Raw genomic sequence first — 20,915 nt, forward strand, 5'->3', positions numbered from 1 at the left:
AGCCCATGCCGCGGTTTCGCGATCATGGTCGCTGCCGCATATAGCTTTGGGTTGACGTTTACGTCAACGCGGATTCCGGTGGCTGGTTCCTGCCCTCGCGGCAGGTGAGGCCCCGATGTGATCGGGGCCTATGAGCAGGGCAACTCAGTGTTCCTTGAACGCCTTGGTCATTTCCGCCGCGGTCTCGCTTTTCTTGCGGCGCAGCCAGTTGTCGCGGATTTCGTCCTTCGACAGGAAATTGACCTGATCGATCAGAACCTCATGCACCAAAGGGGTGCCGACACGCGTGTTGACGGTATCGCGGATCGCGGCGCGGAAGGCATCGAGATCAATCGTCGCCTCCTTGGTGAAGTCGATCTGCGGATTGGAATAGAGGTAGGAATAGACCTGGTCGGTGATCAGCGCTTCCGCCGGAATGGACAGCTTCTTTATCTGCTCGGGTTCGACCGTGTAGACGAGCTTGGTCAGGAAATAGCCGCCGATCTGCGAATCGCGGATCAGCGGCACCGAAATGATGTCGGTCTTGACGTAGTCGAGGCCACCCAGCATCGGCTTCGGCGTTTCGCCGACGCCACGCTCGCCGGCCGCCTGGAACGAATAGAACACGGCGCCCAGCGTGGCGGCGCAGATCCAGACGGCGATGGCGATGACCTTGATCATCGGGTCCTGTCATTCCCTTGCGATGGCGCCATGACGCTGCCCTGTTGCCTGAGCAGCATCGCTGATGTGTCCTTTGTGCTCGGCATCATGCCTTTGCCCAGCCGAATTCGCCGGCCGAATAGGTGCCGTCGGTTTCCGCGCGTTGGATGGCGTGCCGCAGCAGGCTGGCGACTTCATTGACAGCGCTGAGATGCGCCAGGATCGCCGCCTCGTTTTTCGCCAGCTTCTGGCGCAGCCGGATCAGGCCGTCGCGGTGCTGTTCGAGGAATTCGGCTTCGCTGCCGCCCTTCATGGCGCGGGTCAGCTCGTAGAGATAGCGGCTCTTGCGGGCGTTCGATGCCTTGAGATCGTAGTTGGTGGCGTTGCGGATGCCGGCCGTCTCTTCCTCGACCACTTCCTCGATACGGCCGATGATGGCGGCGAGGTTGCCAGGCCGCGCGAACGGGATCGGCGCTTCCGACGCGGTCGTGCGTGCTGGCAGGTTGGCGGTGAATTCCGAAAAGTCGGCCATGAGAAATCCCGGTCTGGTTAGATTGAACTCGGATACGCACTATCGCTTGGTAAGCATGATCCTCCCCAGAACCGGTTTCCGGTTCCGGGGCATGCTCTAGATCTTGACGTCTGTCTTGACGGTGGTCTCGTCACCGGTGATCGATCGCGCCGCCCTGCGCTGCAATTCGTGGACCAGCGAGGTCGACAGGCTGTTCTGTTGATCGATCTCGGTCTTTTCCGGCCCGCCCGAAACCGGACCCACCGGCACGATGCGCTTGCCCTCGACATAGTGGTCGGCGAGCATCGACTTGGCGATGCCGATGCCGCCGCGTTCGGCCATCACGTCGGCCACGCGCTCGGCAAGCTGCGATTTCCACATGTCGCCGGCCAGGCCCTTGCCGTAGACGCCTTCGGTGTCCTTGGGCAGCATGTTCTGGATGAAGGTCTGCAGCACCATCGCCTCGAACTTCTTGAATTTCTTGGCGGGATCGGTTGCGGCGGCTGCCTTGTCGGCAGTGGCGCGCGACAGGATCGAGCCGGCATCGACCGAAGCGGCGCTGTCGACCGAAAACGCGCCCGCAGCACTACCGGCCCGCTTCGTCAGCGCGGCACGGGCGGCCTCGATGTCCGTCGGGTCGACGGCTCGAGCCACATCCATAACGATGTCGCTGGGTGGAGAAATCGCCAAGAAAGTCCGCCTTTTGTCGGTTTTCCTTAGCCAGACCATGCCTCAACAAGCTTGTGGCAGGCTTGCCAAGCGGCAGGCTTGATCTGGTTTCTCCGGATCCCGGTCGCGTAGCCAGGTTCCACTAGGAAGCAGGAAGGCCAGCCCTCGACAGCATTTCAAGGAATCTCGCGTGATGATGATCCTTCACATAGCGCGGCACAAAGCCGGGGCAGACATTACCCAGGTTGAGATGCGGAAGTTGTGACAGGCAATGATGGATGGCCCGCGAGGCCTCTTCGTTGTTTCCGGTTGCCGACGCGGCAGCAGCCCAGTACAGGGCGCCGCGAACGAATCCAGGCTTTGTCCTGACCACCCTGCGCGCGACTTCGAGGGCGCGCCGATCGTCTCCGCCGGCGAACAGTGCGACAACCAGGCCATGGTGACGCCAGAAGTCGATGACGTCATGCGTTCCGAGCCGGATTGCCTCGTTGGCCTCACGCGCTGCTTCGCTGACCTGTCCGCGCAACGCAAAGAGCATCGAAATGTCGCCATGGCCTGTCGGATAGCTCGGGTTGAGGCTGATCGCATGTTGGCACTCGGCGATCGCCTCGTCGATGCGACCGGAACTTTCGAGAGCGAATGACAGGATGCAGCGGGCAATTTCGTCGTCAGGCACTGCCCGTACCGCTGCTTCCGCAAGCTCGACCGCACGCTCGATCTGCCCCGGCTCCCGGGGCAGCGAGCCAAACGCCACGCCCATGGAAATTACGATCGAGAGCGTTCGCTTAGCACGAGCGTTGTCGGGACCTATCGCGACAGCCTTCTCGGCAAGCTCTATCCCGACCAACAGCGAATCCCGGGTCATTTCAAAATATTTCATGAGAGCTTCGTTCACCAACCTGCGCACTTCCGGGGGGCCAGGCGGGCTCTTGTCGCGGACTTTCCAGTTGGTCAGTTGAAGGTCGAGGATCACGGCCAGAACAACAGACTGTGCGATCCTGTCCTGGAATTCGAGCGCGTTCTCGGAGTGGCCGTCGAACTTCTGGGCCCAGACGTTATGGCCGCCGGCGGCATCGACAAGCTGGATGTTCACCCTCAACCCATTGCCGGATCTCTGGACGCTGCCGCTGAGCACATATTGCGCCCGGAGCATTCCCGGGATTTTGGTTTCTTCGGCAGGGCCGTTCTTCTCCACGGGTGGAAATGCGGAAAGCACGATATAGTCGGCGACCTCGGAGAGGGCCGTGGTGATGTCCTGGACCAGTCCCTTGGCGAAAAAATCGTCGCCCTGCTTTCCAGTCAGATTGATGAAGTCGGCAACGCTGATCGATGGGTGCCCGAGGCGCTGGCTGGCTGGAACCGTATTTGCCGACTGCACATTTGAGGCCGTGGCGACGGCAGACAGCACGGATTGCCAAAGCGCTCGCGTCTGCGGGCCGACGTCGACGCCGAGATCCTTCTTCAGCATGCTTCTACAGGCCTCGTATGTCCTAATCGCCCTGTCGTGTTGACCACATGCGAGTAGCAATTCCATCTTGAGCCGGTAGGATTCTTCCCGCGTCGGCTCCATGGCCAGAACACGATCGACCAGGATGACTCCGGTTTCCGCGTCGACGAGGCGGGCCAATTTTTCGAAGGCCTCAAGTGCGCGGCTCAGCAGCCTGTCGCGTTCGGATGCGACCCAGTCATCGAACCCACTGCTTCCCAGATAAAGCCCGTCGAGGAATGGCCCGGTGTAGTTCGCCAGAGCCTTTTCGAGTTCCTGCACGGAACGGGCCGAGAGGCCTGCTTCGAATTCCTCCACGTCAACTCGAACCGCGTCTGGCGCGAGGCCGATTAGGTCCCCGCGGGAATGGATAAGATCCACACCTGCGCGCGACAGATCCCGACGCAGGACACTGAGCGTTTGCCGCAGGCTGTTGCGCGAGTGTTCGCTATCGCTGTCACCCCAAAATAGATCAGCCAGTCTCTCCCGTGTCGCCACCATGCCTGGACACCGGGCCAGATAGGCAACGATCGCAGGACCTCTTTTCCCTGTCAGCCGGAGCGGATCTGCCGATCCATTTTCGATCCGGAAACCACCGAAGAGTGAGATTATATTGGCGCCGCTGCCCTCATTTTGCATTTGCTCTTCCAGCCTGACGAAATTCTAACTCAAAACTAACGCTTCGGAACTGTAGCGCCCCCCACTCAAGCGCTGTCGTGACGCAAGGTCAATTAGCCTTCGCTGAATTAGGGCCAACCGAGTCAGCAACAGGCTTTGGCTCGAGGGGGTGGCGGGTGTCCAAGACTAGAGCCAATTTGCTGCTGCTGTTTGCAGCCGCTTTGTGGGGTCTCGGCAATGTCGCGCAAAAGACGGTGCTTTTTCATCTCGACCCGCTGAGTGCCGTCGGCCTGCGCTGCCTGATCGGTGGGCTGCTTGTGCTACCTTTCGTCTTGACCGAAAGGCGACCACCCGCCGGGCCGGGCTATCTTTCCAGCCTGGCCAGGGTGGGCGTTCTGTTTGCCATCTCCATCACGCTTCAGCAGCTTTGCTATCTCGGCGCCACGGTCACGAATGCAAGCTTCCTGGTGAGCACGGCAACGGTGATGACACCAATGGCCGCCTGGCTGCTCATCGGCGAACGTCCGACAGCGAGCCTCACCGCTGCCGCCGGGCTGACCGTGGTCGGTGCCATGCTCTTGTCCGGCGGGATCGCCGGTCTCAGCAGCGGCGATCTCACCGCCATCCTGTCGGCTGCCTGCTATGCGCTCTGGATGGTCGAGCTTGGCCGGCACATGCAGACCCATGCGCGGCCGTTCACCGCCGCAGCGACACAGTTCCTCGGCGCCGCCGCTTTTGCCCTGCCGTTCGGGGCACTGCAAGGCAACCTGTCGCTGGCCGCTGCACTTGCGGCCGGCCCGGAACTCGCAGTCCTCGGCGTGTTCTCCACCGCAATCGCATTCGGCATGCAGATTGCCGCCCAGCGCTTCACCCCGGCCAGTCATGCCGCCGTGATCGTCAGTGCCGAAAGCGTCTTCGGGGCGTTGGGCGCGGCGATCTTCCTCGGCGAACGGAACTCACCCGCGGGCGCACTGGGTGCCGCGATCATTCTCGGTGCGATCCTGTCCGTCGCAATGTCGAACCGAACGCCGCAGGCACGCACGCCCTCGCTGGCCGGTCCGATTCCCTTCGACGCGGTGCCTGCCTTTGCGGCTGTGCCAGCAGCCTGGGCGGGAATCGTCCCGCCCTCAATTCAGGTCCAGTGGAGGAATGGGATGACCCTTGCCGGTGAAGCGAATTTGGTCCCAACCCGACCGCCGCCCGGCATGGCGCCGACGGCTTCGATCGACCCGCCAGCGGTCGCCGTGTCGATGGCGACCGGACGTGTCGCGAGGCCGCTGCGATGACCGCGCGGGCGGAGATGGAGAATAACATGTTGGGAAGTGTGCATCAGGACGCAGCGGCCTCCTTTCGCGGGCAGGTGCGTGCGACACGCAGGGGCATTCCGACACCGCCGACAGAGCGATCGACCGGAGGGGCGGCAAAGCGTGCCAGCTCATTCTTGATGCTGGCGGGGACACTTGCAGCTTCGATGTTTTGGGGACTGCAGGCACACGCAGCCGAGGTTGATGTTGCCGTTGTATTCGCTGTCGACTTCTCGTCCTCGATCGATCCAGAGATTGCCGATCTACAGCGCGAGGGTCATGCCGCGGCGCTCACTTCGCCAGAGATCATCGCGGCCATTACACGGAACTACGTTGGCTGCATCAGTGTGGCCTACTTTGAATGGTCGAGTCCCGGGCACACACGCATTGTGCTGCCGTGGACAAGCATCTGCGGGCTGGAGGATGCCAGAGCGGCCGCGTCGGTGATCAGCAAGAAAGGCGATACCGGCTTCACCCGCAGAGGGCGAAGAGGAACATCCGTTTCCTCCGCCATCGACGTTGGAAGTCTGCTGCTCGACCAGTTTCCCGGAAAGGCGGCCAAGAAAGTAATCGACATCTCTTCCAATGGTGAGAACAACGATGGGCTTCCTGTTCAGCCGAGCAGGCTGAACGCCATTGCCAAGGGGTATACGATCAACGCGATCGCCATTCCAACGCAAGATGAGAATCCCGATCAACCGTTGGCATCCTATTTTGCCAAATCGGTCATTGGCGGTTCGCAAGCCTTCGTCATAACGCCGAAGGGGCCAAACGACTACGCCATGGCCCTTCGCCGCAAGCTGGTCACTGAAGTAAGCATGGACGTCGGCCGACAATTCCCGCAACAGGCGGATGGGCGCTTTTCGCAACCGTAATTCCGGACATTGAGAGGATTGGCTCGATGAATTTGGGGCCACATCCATAACGATGTCGCTGGGTGGAGAAATCGCCAAGAAAGTCCGCCTTTTGTCGGCTTTCCTTAGCCAGACAATGCCTCAACAAGCTTGTGGCAGGCTTGCGCGGGAGAGAGGCGGGGATGCGGTGTGTGGATCGGGTGTGTGATACGCGCCACGAGGGCAGATTTCCTACCGTCGCCTTTGGGCCGTATACAGTCGGTCCGGTTCGGTACGAACTCAGCGATAAGCCGCCTCAAAGATTCTCAATCCCGACGCGCTCGACCAGGGACCGATCATGAACGCAGCGGCCAAATTGGCGTGGGGTCAGTCCGATTACCTCTCGGAAGCGGGCGGAAAAGTGGCTTTGGCTGCCAAAGCCGCAGGCATGTGCCACCTCGGACAACGGAGTCTTGCCTGCTGCTAGAAGCCGCTTGGCACGCTCGGTACGTCTCCGCAATACGTAGCGATAGGGGCCAAAGCCCGTCGAGCGTTTGAAGGCGCGGGCGAAGTGATAGGGGCTCAGACCGGCCACGGCAGCCAGGTCCTCAATCGTCAGGTCCTGCTCCAGATGGGCTTCGACATACTCCTGCAACCGCCGCAGAACGACTGGCGCCAAGCCCCCACGGATGAAGAGCGCTCTCGGTGGGCGTTCGCTGCAGCGGACCGCGAGATAGGTGGTCAGCATTTCGCCAGCCTGCGTTACGGCGATGCGGTCAGCCGGCTCCTCCCACGACAGCGGCAGCACCATCGAGCGGATAATGTTTTCGAGTGACGGGTCGCGTTGGAGGCCCTCTTCGCGCAGCCTTATCAGGCTGGGGTCGGCATCGAGCGTCTCCACCACCCGGGCTTCAAACACCGGCGTCGGGATGTAGAAGTGGAGCAGCCGGCCTTTCCCGGCAGCCTCCCATGCGGTCGGTGCGCCCGCCGGCACAACCCAGAGGCTGCTTTCGCCATGGATGGGGTCGTAGCTGCGTCCGCGCAGCCGGCGAAAGCCCGCACCCTCGGCGACCCAAAAACTGAGCGTATGGTGATTGGCCGGGTTGTAGCGGTAATGCCCGCGTCCCTCCCGCTCCCAGAGCGCGGCTGCCAAGCCCTCCCCGAAGCGTGCCGAGGCCCGCAAAGGAACACCCGACTGCTGCAACTGGTTGAAGATGGCGTAGTCCTGCAATCGCAACATGCCAATCAGGTAAACAAAATCTGCCGACCATCAAGACCGCTGTCCATTCCGCAGCAAGATCAGAACAAAACCCGGAGCTTTTGGGCTGACAGCGCCGCAGTGCCTGCGCTATGCGTCGACTGGCGGAGGGCTTCGCAAAGCGAGGCAAGAACATGCGGTTACTTGACGACGCAATTGCTATGCTTGGCGCCGAAGCTGAAGACCGCCGACGAACTGGCCGGCGGGCCGCAAACCTTCGAGGAACTCGGACGGATGGCTGGAAATGGGAGGCTGAAATGCCTCGCGCGGAAACTCGCGTCGATCACTCGTCGAGAGTGCGACTGCTTGGACTGAAAACCACAGCGACTGCAATTGCAGCTCTCAGGACTTGGCAACGGACCGTCTCAAGACGGCGGACGATCGCGAATTTGACCGCCGATCAGTTGAGAGACATCGGTCATGCCGAGGCCCCCGCGCCTGTGCTTGAAGTCAAGGCAGGTCTGATCACGAACCTGATATCGGCAAGGTAGACGCGGTGTTCGAACGCACTCTGAAAGGGAGATGATCATGGTCAGTCAGCTTTCGCGGACAGCACGTCCGGCCAACCATGCAAACGTCCAGCCGAATGCCACCACGCCGGAGCTTCCTTCCGCCGTCCCGCTGATGGCGCTTTCGACCGGTTTCTGGGCCTTCAAGACTCTGACCGCAGCACACGAGCTGGACCTCTTCAGCAGTCTTGCGGGCAGCGGCGGCACCACGGTTGCAGAGCTGGTGGAAGTGCTCGGCCTGCATCCACGCCCGGCCGAGATGCTGTTGACCGGCTGCGCTGCACTCGGGCTTCTGGAGAAAACGGACGGCCGCTATCGCAATACGCCGTTAAGCGAAGCCTATCTCGTGCGCGGGAAGCCGTATTACTTCGGCGGCTTCGTGCAGATGGCCGACAAGCGGCTCTACGCGGGCTGGGGAAGGCTTACAGAGGCGCTGCACACGAACCGGCCGACCACATGGGACCCGGCGGTGCAATCCTCGATCTTCGACGGCGAGGATCCGGTGATGCTGGCACTCTTCTGGGAGGCGATGCATTCGCTTTCTACGATGACCGCGCGCAAACTCGGCGAAGCCGTGGACCTCAGTCGTTTCCGCCACCTTCTCGACATCGGCGGCGGATCGGGCGCGTACGACATCGAGCTTTGCAAGCAATATGGAGCGCTTCGCGCGACCGTGTTCGATCTGCCACATGTGGCCGCGATCGCCGCGGGAAAGATTGCCGAGGCCGGCTTGACCAACCGGATCGAGACCACAGGCGGCAGCTTCTTCGAGCAGCTTCCCGGGGATCACGACGTGCATCTCCTGTCGATGATCCTGCACGACTGGGACGAGGCGAAGGACCGCGCCCTGCTCCGCCGGTCCTTCAAGGCTTTGCCGAGCGGCGGCGCGGTCGTCATCAGCGAGCTCCTCGTCAATGACGAAAAGACCGGGCCGGCGTCGGCCGCGCTGATGAGCCTCAACATGCTGATCGAGACGGAAGGGCGAAACTATACGCCGGCCGAATATTCGGCGTGGCTCGAGGAAGCCGGATTCCGGCAAATCGAGACGGTCTGGTTCGACGCACCCGCCGCGAACGGCGCCGTGATCGGCCGCAAGCCCTAGAGCCACGGACGGAGGAAAGCATGAGCATTCACGACTTCGGATCTGCCGCGGCGCGCGTGGCGTCGCAGGCGGCCAGGCGGGTGTTGCCCGCAGCGTTCACGGCGCTGGTGGCGGCGATCGGATCGTCGCCTGCCGGCGCGGCCGACCGCGAGCTGGTCGAACGGGGGAAATACCTGGTGACCATCGGGAACTGCACCGATTGCCACACGCCGGGACATTTCCTCGGCAAGCCGGACATGACGCGTCACCTCGGAGGCTCCGAGGTCGGCTTCGAGATCCCGGGGCTCGGGGTCTTCTACGGCCCCAACCTCACGTCCGACGAGGCGACGGGTCTCGGGCGCTGGAGCGAGCGTGATATCGTCACGGCAATCCGGACAGGCAAGCGCCCCGACGGACGCACGCTCGCTCCGATCATGCCGTGGGCTGCATTCGCGGAACTCACCGATTCTGACGCCAAGGCGATCGCGGCTTATCTCAAGAGCCTGCCGCCGGCGAGCAACAAGGTCCCTGGACCGTTCGCCCCGGGCGAGGCGCCGACTTCGTTCGTGATGAAGATCGTGCCGCCAGCGAAGCAATAGGGCGCATTGCAGAGCGGCGCCCCATCTCTTTACGCCCTTTACGGCCCACGACTCGCGCGGAGTCGCCCCGGACGATTGCGCCAGTGCATTGCCATCGGCAGCTCGGGGGCCGAAAGCGAACAGACGGCTTCTGGCATCATGCGCGCTTCACCTCGGAGTGTCTGCTTCGAGTCATAAGCAAACTCCCCAACTACTCCTCGCCCCGCTTCTGCGCGATCAGGTCCAGCCGCTCGCGGTCGGAGCGTTCGCGCTCATCGCGGTTGCGCACGTCCTTGTAGGCGCGTTCGACCATGTTGGTGCGCGCGGTCGCGGCGGCGATGAGGCTGGCTTCTTGCTTAGCGCTTGCCAGGTTCGCCTCCTGGCGCACGACCGCCTGGGCAATGCGGCGGTGGTACAGATCGGGGAACAGGCCGGAAAGCGAATCGGCCTGGTCGAAATGTCCGACCAGATCGCGGGCTTCGACCTCGGCAGCGCTGGCTGCCGCAAGGAAGGTGGCGTGACGGGTTTCGTGCAGCGCCTTCAGCTGCTCCTGCACCTTGACCAGTTTCCTGAGGCGGTCCTTGCGCGTGCTCATTTCTATCTCGCCAACGTCAGGTCGACAAAGCCGTCGACGAACAAAGACAGCATGGTGCCGATGGCAAAGTAGAAGATGATCATGCCGCCGGCGATGATGAAGGGCTGGGAGATGAAATAGATCGGGATCTGCGGGGTCAGCTTGTTGACGAAGCCGATCGTCAGATTGACGAGAATGGCATAGGCGACGAACGGGCTGCCGAGGCGGATGACCAGGAAGAACGTGTCCGACACCGTGTCGGTGACATCGACCAGTGCGGCCTGGGGGTTGAAGAAGATGTTGACCGGCGCGACGGTGTAGGAGGAAACCAGCGCGCGCACGATCTCGTGGTCGAAGTCGAACACGAACAGCATCAGCAGCGCCGAGAACGAGATGATGGCGGCAAGGGCGGCCTGGGGTTCGGGCTCTTCGATTGCCGGTCCGCCGGTACCGCCATAGCCGATCAGCATGGCGATGGCCGAGCCCATGAAGCGAAGGGCTTCCATGTAGAGCCTGGTCATGGCGCCGATCAGGCCGCCGACCAGAAGTTCCGAGATGATCATCGGCACCAGGATCTGCGGGCGCGGGTCGACGAACGGAAATATCTTGTCCCACAAGAAGGCGAGCAGGCCACCGGTGGCGGCGACCGCCACGAACAGCCTGACCTGCACCGGAATGCGGGCGCTGGACAGGCCCGGCATCAGCATGAAGCAGGCGCCGATGCGGCAGAAGGCGAGGAATGCCGCGATGACGACGCCTTGCGAAAGTACGCTCACGATATGGTTCCGAGCACCCTGATCTCGACGCCCTTGGCGATTTCGACGTGGCTGAGCACCGGCAGCGTGGTGAACAGCCGCTCGATGATCATGCGCACATAGGGGCGGGCATCGGGCGCGGTGACCAGCACGAAACGCTCGCCGGCTTCGAGAAATTTCTTGATCGCCTTGGTCGCGTCCTGGCCGAACTCTTCCAACTGGCGCGGGTCGATGTCGAACTCGCGCACCTCGCCCTTGGCGTCGCGCTTGAGGCTCTGGTGAAAGGCGAGGTCCCAGCGGTTGCCGAGGCGCAGCACCTTCAGCACGCCGCCCTCGGAGAGGTCGCCACAGATCTGCTGGGCCATGCGGATGCGGACATGCTCGACGATCTGCTCGGTGCGGCGCACATGCGGCGCGATCTCGGCGATCGCCTCGATGATCAGGTGCAAATTGCGGATCGAGACGCGCTCGGCGAGCAGCAGCTTCAGCACCGCCTGCAGGCCGGGATAGGAGATGTGCGTGGTGCAGATCTCGTCGGCGAGCTTGCGATATTCCTGGTCCTGCCGTTCGAGCAGCGCCTTCATGTCCTTGTAGGACAGAAGCTGCGGCAGGTTGTTGCGGATGACCTCGGAGAGATGGGTGAGCAGCACCGACATGTTGTCGGCGAAGGTGTAGTTCTCGCGCTTCAGATCCTCGGCGAAGGCTTCGACCACCGAATAGGCGCGCATGCCGAAGGCCGGCTCGCGGATTTCCTCGCCTGGTATTTCGGGGACGTCGCGGTTGCCGAGCAGCACCATGATCTCGCCGACGCGCATCTGATATTCGGCGACCACGGTGCCGTGCACCTTGATCTGGTAGCTCTTCGGCGGGATGGCGAAATCGTCGGCGACACGCACTTCCGGTACGACGAAGCCATATTGGGTGGCGAATTTCTTGCGCATCTTCCCCATGCGGAAAACCAGTTCCTGATGCGACGTCAGCAGCCTTGTCGACAGCTGCTTGCCGATCAAAAGTTCGATCTCGGCGGTGGCGAGCGAGGCCTTGACCGAGTTCTTCTCCTCCTCGACCTTGGTCGCCTTTTCCTGATCCTTGATCGCCTCGGCTTCGGCGAGGACGCGGTTAGCGCGCATCGGGATGATGTAGCCGAGGCCGGCCATGCCGGCGGCGAGCGCAAAGAACGGGAACAGCGGCAGGCCGGGCATCAGGCCCAGCAGCACCAGTAGCGATGCCGCCACGTACAGCGCGCGCGGGTGGGCGCCGAGTTGGCCGAACACCGCCTGGTTGGTCGAGCCGCGGGTACCGCCCTTGGACACGAGCAGACCGGCGGCGAGCGACACGATCAGCGCCGGGATCTGGGTGACGAGACCGTCGCCGACCGACAGCTTGATGAACACGTCGGCGGCTTCGCCCATGCCCATGCCGTGCCTGATGTAGCCGATGGCGATGCCGCCAATGATGTTGATGGCGGTGATGATGAGGCCGGCGATGGCATCGCCGCGGACGAATTTCGAGGCGCCGTCCATCGAGCCGAAGAAGGAGGACTCTTCCTCCAGCTCGCGACGGCGCAGCTGTGCGGTCTTGTCGTCGATCATGCCGGCAGAGAGGTCGGCGTCGATCGACATCTGCTTGCCGGGAATGGCGTCGAGGGTGAAGCGGGCGCCGACCTCGGCGATACGGGTGGCGCCCTTGGTGATGACGATGAAGTTCACTACGATCAGGATCATGAAGACGATGAGGCCGATGACGAAGTCGCTGGCCATCACCAGCTTGGAGAAGCCGGCGATGACATAGCCGGCGGCGTGCGTGCCCTCATTGCCATGCGACAGGATCATGCGCGTGGTGGCTATGTTGAGCGACAGCCTGAGCATGGTGGCGATCAGCAGCACGGTCGGGAACGACGAGAAATCGAGCGGCCGCTGGATCCACAATGCCACCATCAGGATCAGCACCGAAAGTGCGATCGAGAAGGCGAGGCCAATGTCGATGAGAAAGGCCGGGATCGGCAGGAACAGCACGGCCAGAATGATGACGATGCCGATGGCGAAGAAGACGTCGCGGCCGTTCTTGGCCACCGCACCGGGCTGAATGCTTTCGCTGATCGCCATGTCGTCCCCAAAATTGCAAGCCTGCCGAGCGCGCGACAGCCCTGTGAGGGTAGCCCGCCAAGCTTGCGCGAGGGTGGGAGACTGGCTAGTTCAAACGATCATGCGCGGGCAGCCGTGCGGGCCGGCTTCGCAAAGAAAGGGAAAACCCATGCTTCTGATCATCGGCACCATTCGCCTGCCGCCAAACAAATTGGAGGAAGCGAAGCCCGCCATGGAACGCATGGTTTCCGGCAGCCGCGCGGAACCCGGTTGTATCGAATATTCCTACGCGCAGGATGTCTTCGATGCCGGACTCATCCGGGTCACAGAAGTCTGGAGCGACAGGGCAGCGCTGGACGCGCATTTCCGCTCGCCGCACATTGCGGACTGGCGTGCGAGCTGGCCGGCACTTGGCATAGGCCAGCGCAACCTCGTGCTCTATGAAGCCGGCGAGCCGATGCCGACCTGATTGGCCTGCCATAATGGCACCTCCTCTGTCGCCATTGTGGTTGCCTTGCCGTACCGCCGGGCGTATCAGGCGGGCTTTCCACTGCCTTTTGTGATATCGGCGAGCCGCCCCGGTGCTTTCCAGAAACCACAGCGAAGTCTACGCCCGCCGGCTGCGCGCGGTGCTGATCAGGTCGCTGCCGCTGCTCGAGGCGCGCGGCATAGCGGTCGTCATCCTGGCCGGAATCGTCGGGGTGATGGCGGGCATCCTGGTCACGGCGATGAGCCAGATCGTGCAGGACCTGCACGGGCTGTTGTTCGGCGTCCAGCCCGGCGGCCGGCTTTCCGGCATGTTCTCGCTCGCCAATCCGATGCAGGCGCTGGTGCCGGCCATCGGCGGCATCCTGCTCGGGTTGACGGTGATCTGGCTCCGGATACGGAAATTCCGCACGCCGATCGACCCGATCGAAGCCAACGCGCTCTATGGCGGGCGCATGTCGCTGACCGACACCTTCATCATCGCCGGCCAGACGATGATCTCCAGCGGCTTTGGCGCCTCGGTCGGGCTGGAGGCCGGCTACACGCAGGTCGGGTCCGGCCTGGCATCGCGGCTGGCGCGCTTCCTCAGGCTGCGCCGCAACGATGTCCGCATCCTGGTCGGCTGTGGTGCGGCCGGCGCCATAGCGGCCGCTTTCGATGCACCGCTGACCGGCGCCTTCTACGGCTTCGAACTGATTATCGGCATCTATTCGGTCGCCAATGTCGCGCCGGTCATGACAGCCGCGATCTCAGCCTCGCTGGCCGCCGAGATGTTCGGCGGCGTGCCGTTTCCGCTCGAGCTTTCGGGCCTGCCGGCGCTCACCGCCAGCCAGTACGTGCCGTTCCTGCTGCTTGGCCTGCTCGGCGGGGCCGTCGCGATCGCTATCATGCATCTGGTAACGCTTATCGAACGCGGCTTTGCCAGGCTGTCGATCGATGCGTCGCTGCGCCCCGTCATCGGCGGCGTCATCGTCGGCTTGTTGGGGCTGATCACGCCGCAGGTCCTGTCCAGCGGCCACGGCGCGCTGCATCGCGAATTCTCGATGAACTACGGGCTGGCCGTCGTGGCCAGCGTCTTCGTGCTCAAGCTGGCGGCATCGGCGGTCTCGCTGGGTTCGGGCTTTCGCGGCGGATTGTTCTTTGCCTCGCTGTTCCTCGGCGCGCTGCTCGGCAAGGCGTTTGCGGATGTGATGGTTGTCGTCTCGCCGGCAACCGGCATCGACCCCGCCGTCGCCGCCGTCGTCGGCATGACGTCGCTCGCCGTCGGCGTCGTCGGCGGCCCGCTGACGATGACCTTCCTGGCGCTGGAATCGACCCGCGACCTGACGCTGACCGGTGTCGTGCTGGCGGCCTCGATCATGTCGGCCATCCTGGTGCGCGAAACCTTTGGCTATTCGTTCTCGACATGGCGCTTCCATCTGCGTGGCGAGACCATTCGCAGCGCCCATGATGTCGGCTGGATGCGCAGCCTCACCGTCGGCTCGATGATGCGTAAGGACATCAAGACGATTTATGCCTCGACGACGCTGGCGGCTTTCCGCAAGGAAGTGCCGCTTGGCTCGGCCCAGCGCGTCATCGCCGTCGACGCGGGCGATCACTATGTCGGCGTGCTGATCGTGGCCGAACTGCACAGCGATCTCTCCGATGGCGAGGTACCGGTGCGCGATCTTGCCAAGTACAAGGACGCGGTGCTGGTGCCGAGCATGAACGTGCAGGCCGCCGCCGAAACCTTCCAGCGCGCGGGCGCCGAAGAACTCGCCGTGGTCGAGGATTTCACCGACCACATCGTGCTGGGGCTGTTGACCGAAGGCCATCTGATGCGGCGCTATGCCGAGGAACTCGACAAGGCACGCAGGGATCTATCGGGCGAGGGGTAGGTTGCGGATTTGATAACCTTGCTAAGACCGCATTGGTGTTCGGAAATTTGGACCCACTCGGTCAGGTGACCGCTGGACTAGTAGTTCCTTGGGCCCGGCCTCCACTGTCGCAAGCAAGCAAAATGAGTCCAAAGGCAATCCATTGATGCGAACACTATCGCCGCCGTTGCGCTCGTATCGCTAATCCTGAAACCAGACATGCTTTTCATTTTTCTGGGGATGAATACTGTTCTTTTGTGGACTCTGCTGGGGGACAATTTGTAGGGTCAATAGTCACTGACGGGGATTGATTGCTGGTGCCACGCCCATGTGATCGTGACGCAGGGTTTCATTGGGGGGAAATTTGGCCAACGAATTCGATGATTTTATCGAGGAGTACGATGATCTCGCTAGCCTAGCTAGCCGCGCTAGGTATCAAGATTTTGCCTCAGCGCTACGCCGATGGTTTAACGTGCTGCATAACGCGCCAGAACCCTTGCGCTCGCGACTTGATTGGCTTCAAAATCTCTTTCCAATGGCCCGGGTCGACAAGGAGGTTCTGGTAGAGCCAAGTGGAATGGTCGGGTCGGGAAGGATGTCTTGGCCGGATGATACGGAAGCCCGATTGTCGGGGCAATTGAACTTGTTTCGAAGCTTCTCTTCGCAGGAAGATGCGGGATGGCGATTTGCACATAACTATTTCTACGCCAGCTCGAACAACATAAATGCCGTCCTTCGTGAGATGACAGAACATCTATTCGACCCAATGGTCGATGACCTGCGCCGTTATTTGCGACGCAACAAAGATAGGCCGATTGAAGAATCCATTCGGCCAATTCCTGCTTCGGATCGGATCGTCGGTATCAACCACAATGCCCCAGAATACTCTACCCTGATAACAGGATTGGAAGGCTTGGAGGAACAGCTTCGGGGAAGCAATGATATCGATCCTGGCATTCGCGAAAGGTCCGTTGCGGAGCTAAGCTCGGTAAAATCGCTTCTGGAGCCCGATACAATACGGCTTGAGCTAGCACGTAATTTCGTTGTCGGCGTATTTGTCTATCTGCTTGCAGTGCTCGGCGATAATGTGATTGGCCAAGTTATTCAGCACACGATCATTCCAAGTTTAAAGATCCTATTCCCCTCAGCGTTTGGGCCTTAGATCGGCGTCTGGAAGGGGGGAAGAAAGCTGAGGCAAGCTGCGCCTCCTGGTCGGCAGTCAGTGTTCAATAGGCCCCTTGGCCATCACGAGAGCGGTGCCGGCGGTCGTCGGGCGCTCGATCATGCGCCGCACGCGCGGCGGCTCGTCGCCGCTGTGCAGCGCCCGTACACGCTCGCCGATGACGGCGTCGGCATGGGTGATGCGTCCATTGTGGCGCACATATTCGATCCAGGTCGGCGTGTGATAATGCTCGATCCAGATCGCCGGATTCTCCAGGTCGCGCGCCAGCGTCCAGTTGCGGGCGCCATCACGGCGGCGGATGCGGCCACGTTCGGCCATGATGGCGAGGAACTCCGGCACGTCCTCGTCGCGGATGATGTATTCGATCATGATGGCGATCGGCCCGCTGCGCGGCTTCAGGTCGAGCGCGAGGTGCGGTTCCCTGAAGCGATTGAGCGGGTCGAGGTTGAGCACCTGCTGTTGCGGCAGCGGCAACAACAGGCCGATGGCGCCGCCGGCCAGCATGGCGATGCTGGCGGCGATCAGCGCGGTTTCGGCGCCATGCGCATCGGCGACGACGCCCCAGATCCAGCTGCCGAGTGCGATGCCGCCGAAGGTCGCGGTCTGATAAACCGACAGCACCCGGCCGACCACCCAGCGCGGTGTCGCCATCTGTACCGTGACGTTGAAATGCGACAGCGCGATCACCCAGCAGGCACCGCCGACAAGCAGACCGAGCGACGTCTGCCAGGCATGATGGCTGACGGCGGCGTTGAAGGCGCAGACGGCGAAACCGGCGAAGGCTGAGCGCACCATTGTCTCGCTGGACAGCAGCTGCCGCAGCCGCACGCTGATCAGCGCGCCGCCGACCGCGCCGATGCCGAAGGCGCCGAGCATGATGCCGTAGGTCAGCGCGTCGCCCTTGACGACATCGCGTGCCACCAGCGGCAGCAATGCCAGTACAGCACCTGCGCTGAAGCCAAAAGCGGCACCCCTGACAAGCACCTTGCCGATGTTGGGCGACATGGCGACATAGCGCAGGCCGGCGCCCATGGCGGCACCCAGCGACTCGCGCGGCAAGGTCGATACCGGCACGTCCGGCTTCCAGCGGGCCAGCACGACGATCAGGCCGATATAGCTCACCGCGTTTGCCGCGAAGGCGGCCGCTGCGCCGGCCGCGGCGACGATGATGCCGCCGATCGCCGGTCCAACACTGCGCGTCAGATTGAAGCCCAGGGAATTGAGCGCGACAGCGGCCGGCACCTTGTTGCGAGGGACGATGTCGCCGACGGAGGCCTGCCATGACGGGCTGTTGAGCGCCGTGCCGCTGTCGATCAGGAAGGTGAAGGCAAGCAGCGTCCACGGCGTGATCAGGCCCGAATAGGTGAACAGGGTCAGAAGCACCGAGACGACCAGCATGAAGGTCTGGGCGACCAGCATCACCTTGCGCCGGTCGAAACTGTCGGCGATGGCGCCGGCCACGAGCGCAAACAGCATGATCGGCAAGGTGGTCGAAGCCTGGACCAGGGCCACCTGATAGGGCGAGGTGGCGATCGTGGTCATCATCCAGGCGGCGCCGACGCCCTGGATCAGGCCACCGAAATTGGAGACGAGACTTGCGCCCCATACGGCGCGGAAGATGCCGTGCCGGAATGGCGCCAGCGCCGAGACGCTTTCGCTGTCCGGCTTTTCGTCAATCATCGGGGGTTCCTGCCATGTCGTGCCGATTCGTCAGGCGGTCCGTTTGCTCAGATCGTTTGCCGAAAGTAGGGCATGGCGCCGCAAAGGGCGAATGTCTTTCGAAAAAGCCCATGGTCCAACAATGGGATAGAGAAGGTCCACGCCCTGTCTCCCGGCACGCCCGGTGCGGTTAGGGTCGGCGGACATCTGTCTTCTGTCTTCGCGCAATGCGGACGGCATGTCGCGGCACACTTTCCTGGAACTGGCTTCAGAACCCGTTCTGGATGCGCTCGAAGATGACGTTGGTGAAGGCCGATATCTGGCTGCCGATGAAGGGGCCGGTCAGCGCCACCACCAGCATGATGGCGACGATCTTCGGCACAAAGGTCAAGGTGATTTCCTGGACCTGCGTCAGCGCCTGGATGAGGGCGATGCCGATGCCGACCACCATGGCGACCAGCACTACCGGGGCAGACGCGGTCAGCACCGTCCACACCGCGTACTGGACGATGTCGAGAGCGTCGGCCTCGTTCATGGGACTGGCTCTCTGTCGAAAAGCGTCAGCTCGCTGCCTTGACCGAGACTCCCGGGCCGACCGCGACTTCGGTGCCATTCTGCAGCACCGCGATGAGACCGCTGCTGGCAAGGCGCACCGACGCCACCGTGCCCGTCGTCTTGCCATCGGCGGATGTTATCGAGCGCCCGATCAGCGCGTCGGCCTGCGACAGCGCCGACGACTGCATGATCTGGTCGAGCTTGGTGTTGCTTTGCACCGATTGCTCGACCTGCGAGAAGGTGGCGAGCTGGGCGACGTACTGCGTCGAGTCCATCGGCTTGGTCGGATCCTGGTTCTTCATCTCGGCGATCAGAAGCTTAAGGAAGGACTGGTAGTCGACCGCGGTCTTCGAAGTCGACGCGGTAGCCTGGTTGGCGCCGGTCGGTATCGTCGTCGTCATGTCCACGTTCATCAGTATCGTGCTCCCACAGCCAGCGGGCGCTCGGCACCCGGAACGTCGTCATTACCACCAAGCGCGCGGCGTTCGAGCGGATAAAGCGCGCGGATCGCCTTCAGCGCCTCGTAGATATGATCCTCACCGACCATGCGGTCGATCTGTTTCAGCGCGCCGCAGATCTGGTTGTCCTCGAAGCTTGCCAAAAGCAGCGGCAGCGAACGGCGGAACATATCGCGCGCGGCCGCCGCGCCGGCCGGATTCATCAGCATGACCTGCAGGATGAAATACAGCTGCTTGAGCGGCGTCGAGGCATCTTCGGCCTGGATCACGTGGCTTTCGAGCAGGAACTGCACGTCGTTCATCAATTCGACCGTGACCTTGCGGTCGACACGGATGACGGCGCCGTTGATGTAGATCTTTTCGTTCGGCTTGAGCGATATCTTCAGCGTGTTGGTCATTGAATGCCGTCCCTGATGATCTGGGACACTTCGATCAGCCCTTCGAAATTGTTGGTGCGGCCCTGGCGAACGTCTTCCGCCTCGCGCAGCAGCCACAGGCCGATGGAAATCAGGTTGGCCCGCAGTTCCTTGGGCAGGGCGTTGTCGCTGGAGCCGAGATCCTCGACGAAGGCGGTCCAGACGCGATTGGTGAAATGCAGCGCCTCGATCGCTTCCATCGAACCGTGGCCCGCCGCCGCCGCCGCCGCCAGCATGTCGATCGAGCGGGTCAAGAGTTCGCGCTCGCGGTCCTTCGCGTCGGCAACGGAGGTGCTCTGGATGTCGGCGTAGGAGAATTGGTACATCGTTGGGGCTCTACCGTTCCGTTTAGAGTTGTCAGGTCAGGTAATTCAACAGGCTGAGTTGCTGCAGGCGTGCGGTCAGCGCGAAGGATGTTTCGATGTGCTGTGTCAGGTCGGCGACCCGGGTCGCGGCTTCGGCCGGATCGACGGCTTCCAGATCGAGAATGTGCCGTTCGAAAAGATCGACCTGCGTTTTCATCCGGTCGTTTGCATCGGAAACCCGCTTCTGGACGATGCCGGTCTCGGACTGAACCTGGGCAATGCCGCTCAGCGCTTCGCCGACGATTGCCGTCGAGCGGCTGACGACCGTATTTTTCGCTGCCTGGCTGATGTTGCTGGACATCAGGCTGGAGACCATGGCTGCGGCCATTGCGAGCTTTTGAATGCCGTCGCTGTTGGCGCTGGTCGAGGTCGGTGTGGTTTCGTTGAGGGCGATGCGGCTGACGATCTGCTGGTCGGTGGCATTCGACCAGTTGCCTTGCCAGCCCGCGCCCATGAATTGCGGTACGACGTCGTTGGTGATGAAATCGTCCATCTGGGCGGCGGTGATGTCGGCCGCGAGCGGGTCGTCCTGGGTGAAACCGAAATTGGCGACGAAGGAAGCATCGAACGCCGCCTTGGCGGGCGAGCCGGCGGCGGTGAAGTCGTTGATCGGCTTGACGTCGGTGTTGGTGCCGGCGAACAGGTATTCGCCATTGACGCTGGTGTTGAGGATCGAGGTCAGCTGCTGGATGGTCGCCTTGCCGGAGGATTGGGTGAGACTGTTGGAAGAATCGCTTGATGAAGCGGTGGTCAGGGCGGACAGAAAGGTCTGCGCTGCGCTGGACAGCTGGCTAAGCGAGGTCTGCGTCGAGGAGAGCCGGGCGCCGACCAGGCCGTTTGAATCGATGATGACATTGAGCCGGTCGAGATCACGCGAGAATGTGACGGACTGGGCTGTGCGCCCTCCGAGAGCCAGGCCGACATCGGCGACCCTGCCGGTCGAGGCTTCCTTTGTGACTTTGACAAGTTCTGCCTGCATGCGCATCTGCTGGGAGCGCATCGCGTTCGATATGGCCGCTGACGAGACTGAAGTCATGG

The 20,915-nt window shown here is 62.3% G+C and carries 21 protein-coding genes; 7 read left to right on the plus strand and 14 right to left on the minus strand.

Features of this window, described 5'->3' with window-relative positions:
• Positions 1-144: 144 nt before the first annotated feature.
• From NKI73_RS20010 to NKI73_RS20025, 4 genes are all read right to left on the minus strand, one after another.
• On the minus strand, positions 145-660 hold the full coding sequence (locus NKI73_RS20010) for a hypothetical protein (RefSeq protein ID WP_352632637.1): 516 nt from the start codon (positions 658-660) through the stop codon (positions 145-147).
• 85 nt (positions 661-745) lie between these two features.
• On the minus strand, positions 746-1,171 hold the full coding sequence (locus tag NKI73_RS20015; RefSeq protein ID WP_352632638.1) for a hypothetical protein: 426 nt from the start codon (positions 1,169-1,171) through the stop codon (positions 746-748).
• A 96-nt stretch (positions 1,172-1,267) separates the two neighbouring features.
• Entirely contained in the window at positions 1,268-1,879 is a 612-nt protein-coding gene (locus tag NKI73_RS20020) for a rod-binding protein (protein ID WP_352632639.1), read from the minus strand.
• 82 nt (positions 1,880-1,961) lie between these two features.
• Positions 1,962-3,944, minus strand: a complete 1,983-nt coding sequence (locus NKI73_RS20025; protein WP_352632640.1) for a BTAD domain-containing putative transcriptional regulator — start codon at positions 3,942-3,944, stop codon at positions 1,962-1,964.
• A 155-nt stretch (positions 3,945-4,099) separates the two neighbouring features.
• Between NKI73_RS20025 and NKI73_RS20030 the strand changes: the two genes are divergently transcribed.
• Together NKI73_RS20030 and NKI73_RS20035 are read left to right on the plus strand one after the other, a co-directional pair.
• On the plus strand, positions 4,100-5,209 hold the full coding sequence (locus tag NKI73_RS20030; RefSeq protein WP_352632641.1) for a DMT family transporter: 1,110 nt from the start codon (positions 4,100-4,102) through the stop codon (positions 5,207-5,209).
• Between the two features lie 26 nt (positions 5,210-5,235).
• Positions 5,236-6,102 carry a DUF1194 domain-containing protein gene (locus NKI73_RS20035; RefSeq protein WP_502905639.1) on the plus strand — a complete coding sequence of 289 codons (867 nt, stop codon included), beginning with the start codon at positions 5,236-5,238 and terminating at the stop codon, positions 6,100-6,102.
• 274 nt (positions 6,103-6,376) lie between these two features.
• Here the strand turns inward: NKI73_RS20035 and NKI73_RS20040 are convergent, their stop codons facing one another.
• Positions 6,377-7,291, minus strand: a complete 915-nt coding sequence (locus NKI73_RS20040; protein ID WP_352632643.1) for an AraC family transcriptional regulator — start codon at positions 7,289-7,291, stop codon at positions 6,377-6,379.
• Between the two features lie 555 nt (positions 7,292-7,846).
• Between NKI73_RS20040 and NKI73_RS20045 the strand changes: the two genes are divergently transcribed.
• Both NKI73_RS20045 and NKI73_RS20050 read left to right on the plus strand, forming a co-directional pair.
• A complete protein-coding gene (locus NKI73_RS20045; protein WP_352632644.1) occupies positions 7,847-8,929 on the plus strand; it encodes a methyltransferase in 1,083 nt (360 codons plus the stop codon).
• Positions 8,930-8,949: 20 nt separating this feature from the next.
• Positions 8,950-9,507, plus strand: coding sequence for a c-type cytochrome (locus NKI73_RS20050; RefSeq protein WP_352632645.1), 558 nt, complete (start codon positions 8,950-8,952; stop codon positions 9,505-9,507).
• Between the two features lie 190 nt (positions 9,508-9,697).
• Here NKI73_RS20050 and NKI73_RS20055 read toward each other — a convergent pair whose 3' ends face one another.
• Genes NKI73_RS20055 through flhA form a run of 3 tightly spaced genes read right to left on the minus strand, consistent with a single transcriptional unit; the run spans position 9,698 to position 12,920 of the window.
• On the minus strand, positions 9,698-10,081 hold the full coding sequence (locus NKI73_RS20055) for a hypothetical protein (protein ID WP_352632646.1): 384 nt from the start codon (positions 10,079-10,081) through the stop codon (positions 9,698-9,700).
• Between the two features lie 2 nt (positions 10,082-10,083).
• Positions 10,084-10,836 carry a flagellar biosynthetic protein FliR gene (gene fliR / locus NKI73_RS20060; protein ID WP_023761712.1) on the minus strand — a complete coding sequence of 251 codons (753 nt, stop codon included), beginning with the start codon at positions 10,834-10,836 and terminating at the stop codon, positions 10,084-10,086.
• Complete coding sequence (gene flhA, locus NKI73_RS20065) at positions 10,833-12,920, minus strand: flagellar biosynthesis protein FlhA (RefSeq protein ID WP_352632647.1); 2,088 nt, start codon at positions 12,918-12,920, stop codon at positions 10,833-10,835. The genes fliR and flhA overlap by 4 nt, the downstream gene beginning before the upstream one ends.
• A 148-nt stretch (positions 12,921-13,068) precedes the next feature.
• Here flhA and NKI73_RS20070 point away from each other — a divergent pair, with 148 nt between their 5' ends.
• From NKI73_RS20070 to NKI73_RS20080, 3 genes are all read left to right on the plus strand, one after another.
• On the plus strand, positions 13,069-13,368 hold the full coding sequence (locus NKI73_RS20070) for a putative quinol monooxygenase (protein ID WP_352632648.1): 300 nt from the start codon (positions 13,069-13,071) through the stop codon (positions 13,366-13,368).
• Positions 13,369-13,480: 112 nt separating this feature from the next.
• On the plus strand, positions 13,481-15,262 hold the full coding sequence (locus NKI73_RS20075) for a chloride channel protein (RefSeq protein ID WP_352632649.1): 1,782 nt from the start codon (positions 13,481-13,483) through the stop codon (positions 15,260-15,262).
• 343 nt (positions 15,263-15,605) lie between these two features.
• Complete coding sequence (locus NKI73_RS20080; RefSeq protein WP_352632650.1) at positions 15,606-16,403, plus strand: hypothetical protein; 798 nt, start codon at positions 15,606-15,608, stop codon at positions 16,401-16,403.
• A 57-nt stretch (positions 16,404-16,460) separates the two neighbouring features.
• On the opposite strand, the gene NKI73_RS20085 is transcribed toward NKI73_RS20080, so the two are convergent.
• From NKI73_RS20085 to NKI73_RS20110, 6 genes are all read right to left on the minus strand, one after another.
• On the minus strand, positions 16,461-18,104 hold the full coding sequence (locus tag NKI73_RS20085; protein ID WP_352632651.1) for an MFS transporter: 1,644 nt from the start codon (positions 18,102-18,104) through the stop codon (positions 16,461-16,463).
• 247 nt (positions 18,105-18,351) lie between these two features.
• Positions 18,352-18,618, minus strand: a complete 267-nt coding sequence (gene fliQ / locus NKI73_RS20090) for a flagellar biosynthesis protein FliQ (protein WP_023761707.1) — start codon at positions 18,616-18,618, stop codon at positions 18,352-18,354.
• 25 nt (positions 18,619-18,643) lie between these two features.
• Positions 18,644-19,051, minus strand: a complete 408-nt coding sequence (gene flgD / locus NKI73_RS20095) for a flagellar hook assembly protein FlgD (RefSeq protein WP_352632652.1) — start codon at positions 19,049-19,051, stop codon at positions 18,644-18,646.
• Positions 19,051-19,494, minus strand: coding sequence for a flagellar biosynthesis repressor FlbT (gene flbT, locus NKI73_RS20100; protein ID WP_352632653.1), 444 nt, complete (start codon positions 19,492-19,494; stop codon positions 19,051-19,053). The genes flgD and flbT overlap by 1 nt, the downstream gene beginning before the upstream one ends.
• The gene (flaF, locus tag NKI73_RS20105; protein ID WP_352632654.1) at positions 19,491-19,838 is read right to left on the minus strand and encodes a flagellar biosynthesis regulator FlaF; all 348 of its coding nucleotides are present in this window, start codon (positions 19,836-19,838) and stop codon (positions 19,491-19,493) included. The genes flbT and flaF overlap by 4 nt, the downstream gene beginning before the upstream one ends.
• A 31-nt stretch (positions 19,839-19,869) precedes the next feature.
• A complete protein-coding gene (locus NKI73_RS20110) occupies positions 19,870-20,913 on the minus strand; it encodes a flagellar hook-associated family protein (RefSeq protein ID WP_352632655.1) in 1,044 nt (347 codons plus the stop codon).
• Positions 20,914-20,915: the final 2 nt, after the last annotated feature.

Source organism: Mesorhizobium sp. M0496 (genome assembly GCF_040321205.1).
Taxonomy (GTDB): domain Bacteria; phylum Pseudomonadota; class Alphaproteobacteria; order Rhizobiales; family Rhizobiaceae; genus Mesorhizobium.

What these genes read in the sequence shown, in the direction of transcription:
- NKI73_RS20010 (WP_352632637.1), bottom strand. Translation starts at nt 660, where the DNA reads ATGATCAAGGTCATCGCCATCGCCGTCTGGATCTGCGCCGCCACGCTG.
- NKI73_RS20015 (WP_352632638.1), bottom strand. Translation starts at nt 1,171, where the DNA reads ATGGCCGACTTTTCGGAATTCACCGCCAACCTGCCAGCACGCACGACC.
- NKI73_RS20020 (WP_352632639.1), bottom strand. Translation starts at nt 1,879, where the DNA reads ATGGTCTGGCTAAGGAAAACCGACAAAAGGCGGACTTTCTTGGCGATT.
- NKI73_RS20025 (WP_352632640.1), bottom strand. Translation starts at nt 3,944, where the DNA reads ATGCAAAATGAGGGCAGCGGCGCCAATATAATCTCACTCTTCGGTGGT.
- NKI73_RS20035 (WP_502905639.1), top strand. Translation starts at nt 5,236, where the DNA reads ATGTTGGGAAGTGTGCATCAGGACGCAGCGGCCTCCTTTCGCGGGCAG.
- NKI73_RS20045 (WP_352632644.1), top strand. Translation starts at nt 7,847, where the DNA reads ATGGTCAGTCAGCTTTCGCGGACAGCACGTCCGGCCAACCATGCAAAC.
- NKI73_RS20050 (WP_352632645.1), top strand. Translation starts at nt 8,950, where the DNA reads ATGAGCATTCACGACTTCGGATCTGCCGCGGCGCGCGTGGCGTCGCAG.
- NKI73_RS20055 (WP_352632646.1), bottom strand. Translation starts at nt 10,081, where the DNA reads ATGAGCACGCGCAAGGACCGCCTCAGGAAACTGGTCAAGGTGCAGGAG.
- flhA (WP_352632647.1), bottom strand. Translation starts at nt 12,920, where the DNA reads ATGGCGATCAGCGAAAGCATTCAGCCCGGTGCGGTGGCCAAGAACGGC.
- NKI73_RS20070 (WP_352632648.1), top strand. Translation starts at nt 13,069, where the DNA reads ATGCTTCTGATCATCGGCACCATTCGCCTGCCGCCAAACAAATTGGAG.
- NKI73_RS20085 (WP_352632651.1), bottom strand. Translation starts at nt 18,104, where the DNA reads ATGATTGACGAAAAGCCGGACAGCGAAAGCGTCTCGGCGCTGGCGCCA.
- fliQ (WP_023761707.1), bottom strand. Translation starts at nt 18,618, where the DNA reads ATGAACGAGGCCGACGCTCTCGACATCGTCCAGTACGCGGTGTGGACG.
- flgD (WP_352632652.1), bottom strand. Translation starts at nt 19,051, where the DNA reads ATGAACGTGGACATGACGACGACGATACCGACCGGCGCCAACCAGGCT.
- flbT (WP_352632653.1), bottom strand. Translation starts at nt 19,494, where the DNA reads ATGACCAACACGCTGAAGATATCGCTCAAGCCGAACGAAAAGATCTAC.
- flaF (WP_352632654.1), bottom strand. Translation starts at nt 19,838, where the DNA reads ATGTACCAATTCTCCTACGCCGACATCCAGAGCACCTCCGTTGCCGAC.
- NKI73_RS20110 (WP_352632655.1), bottom strand. Translation starts at nt 20,913, where the DNA reads ATGACTTCAGTCTCGTCAGCGGCCATATCGAACGCGATGCGCTCCCAG.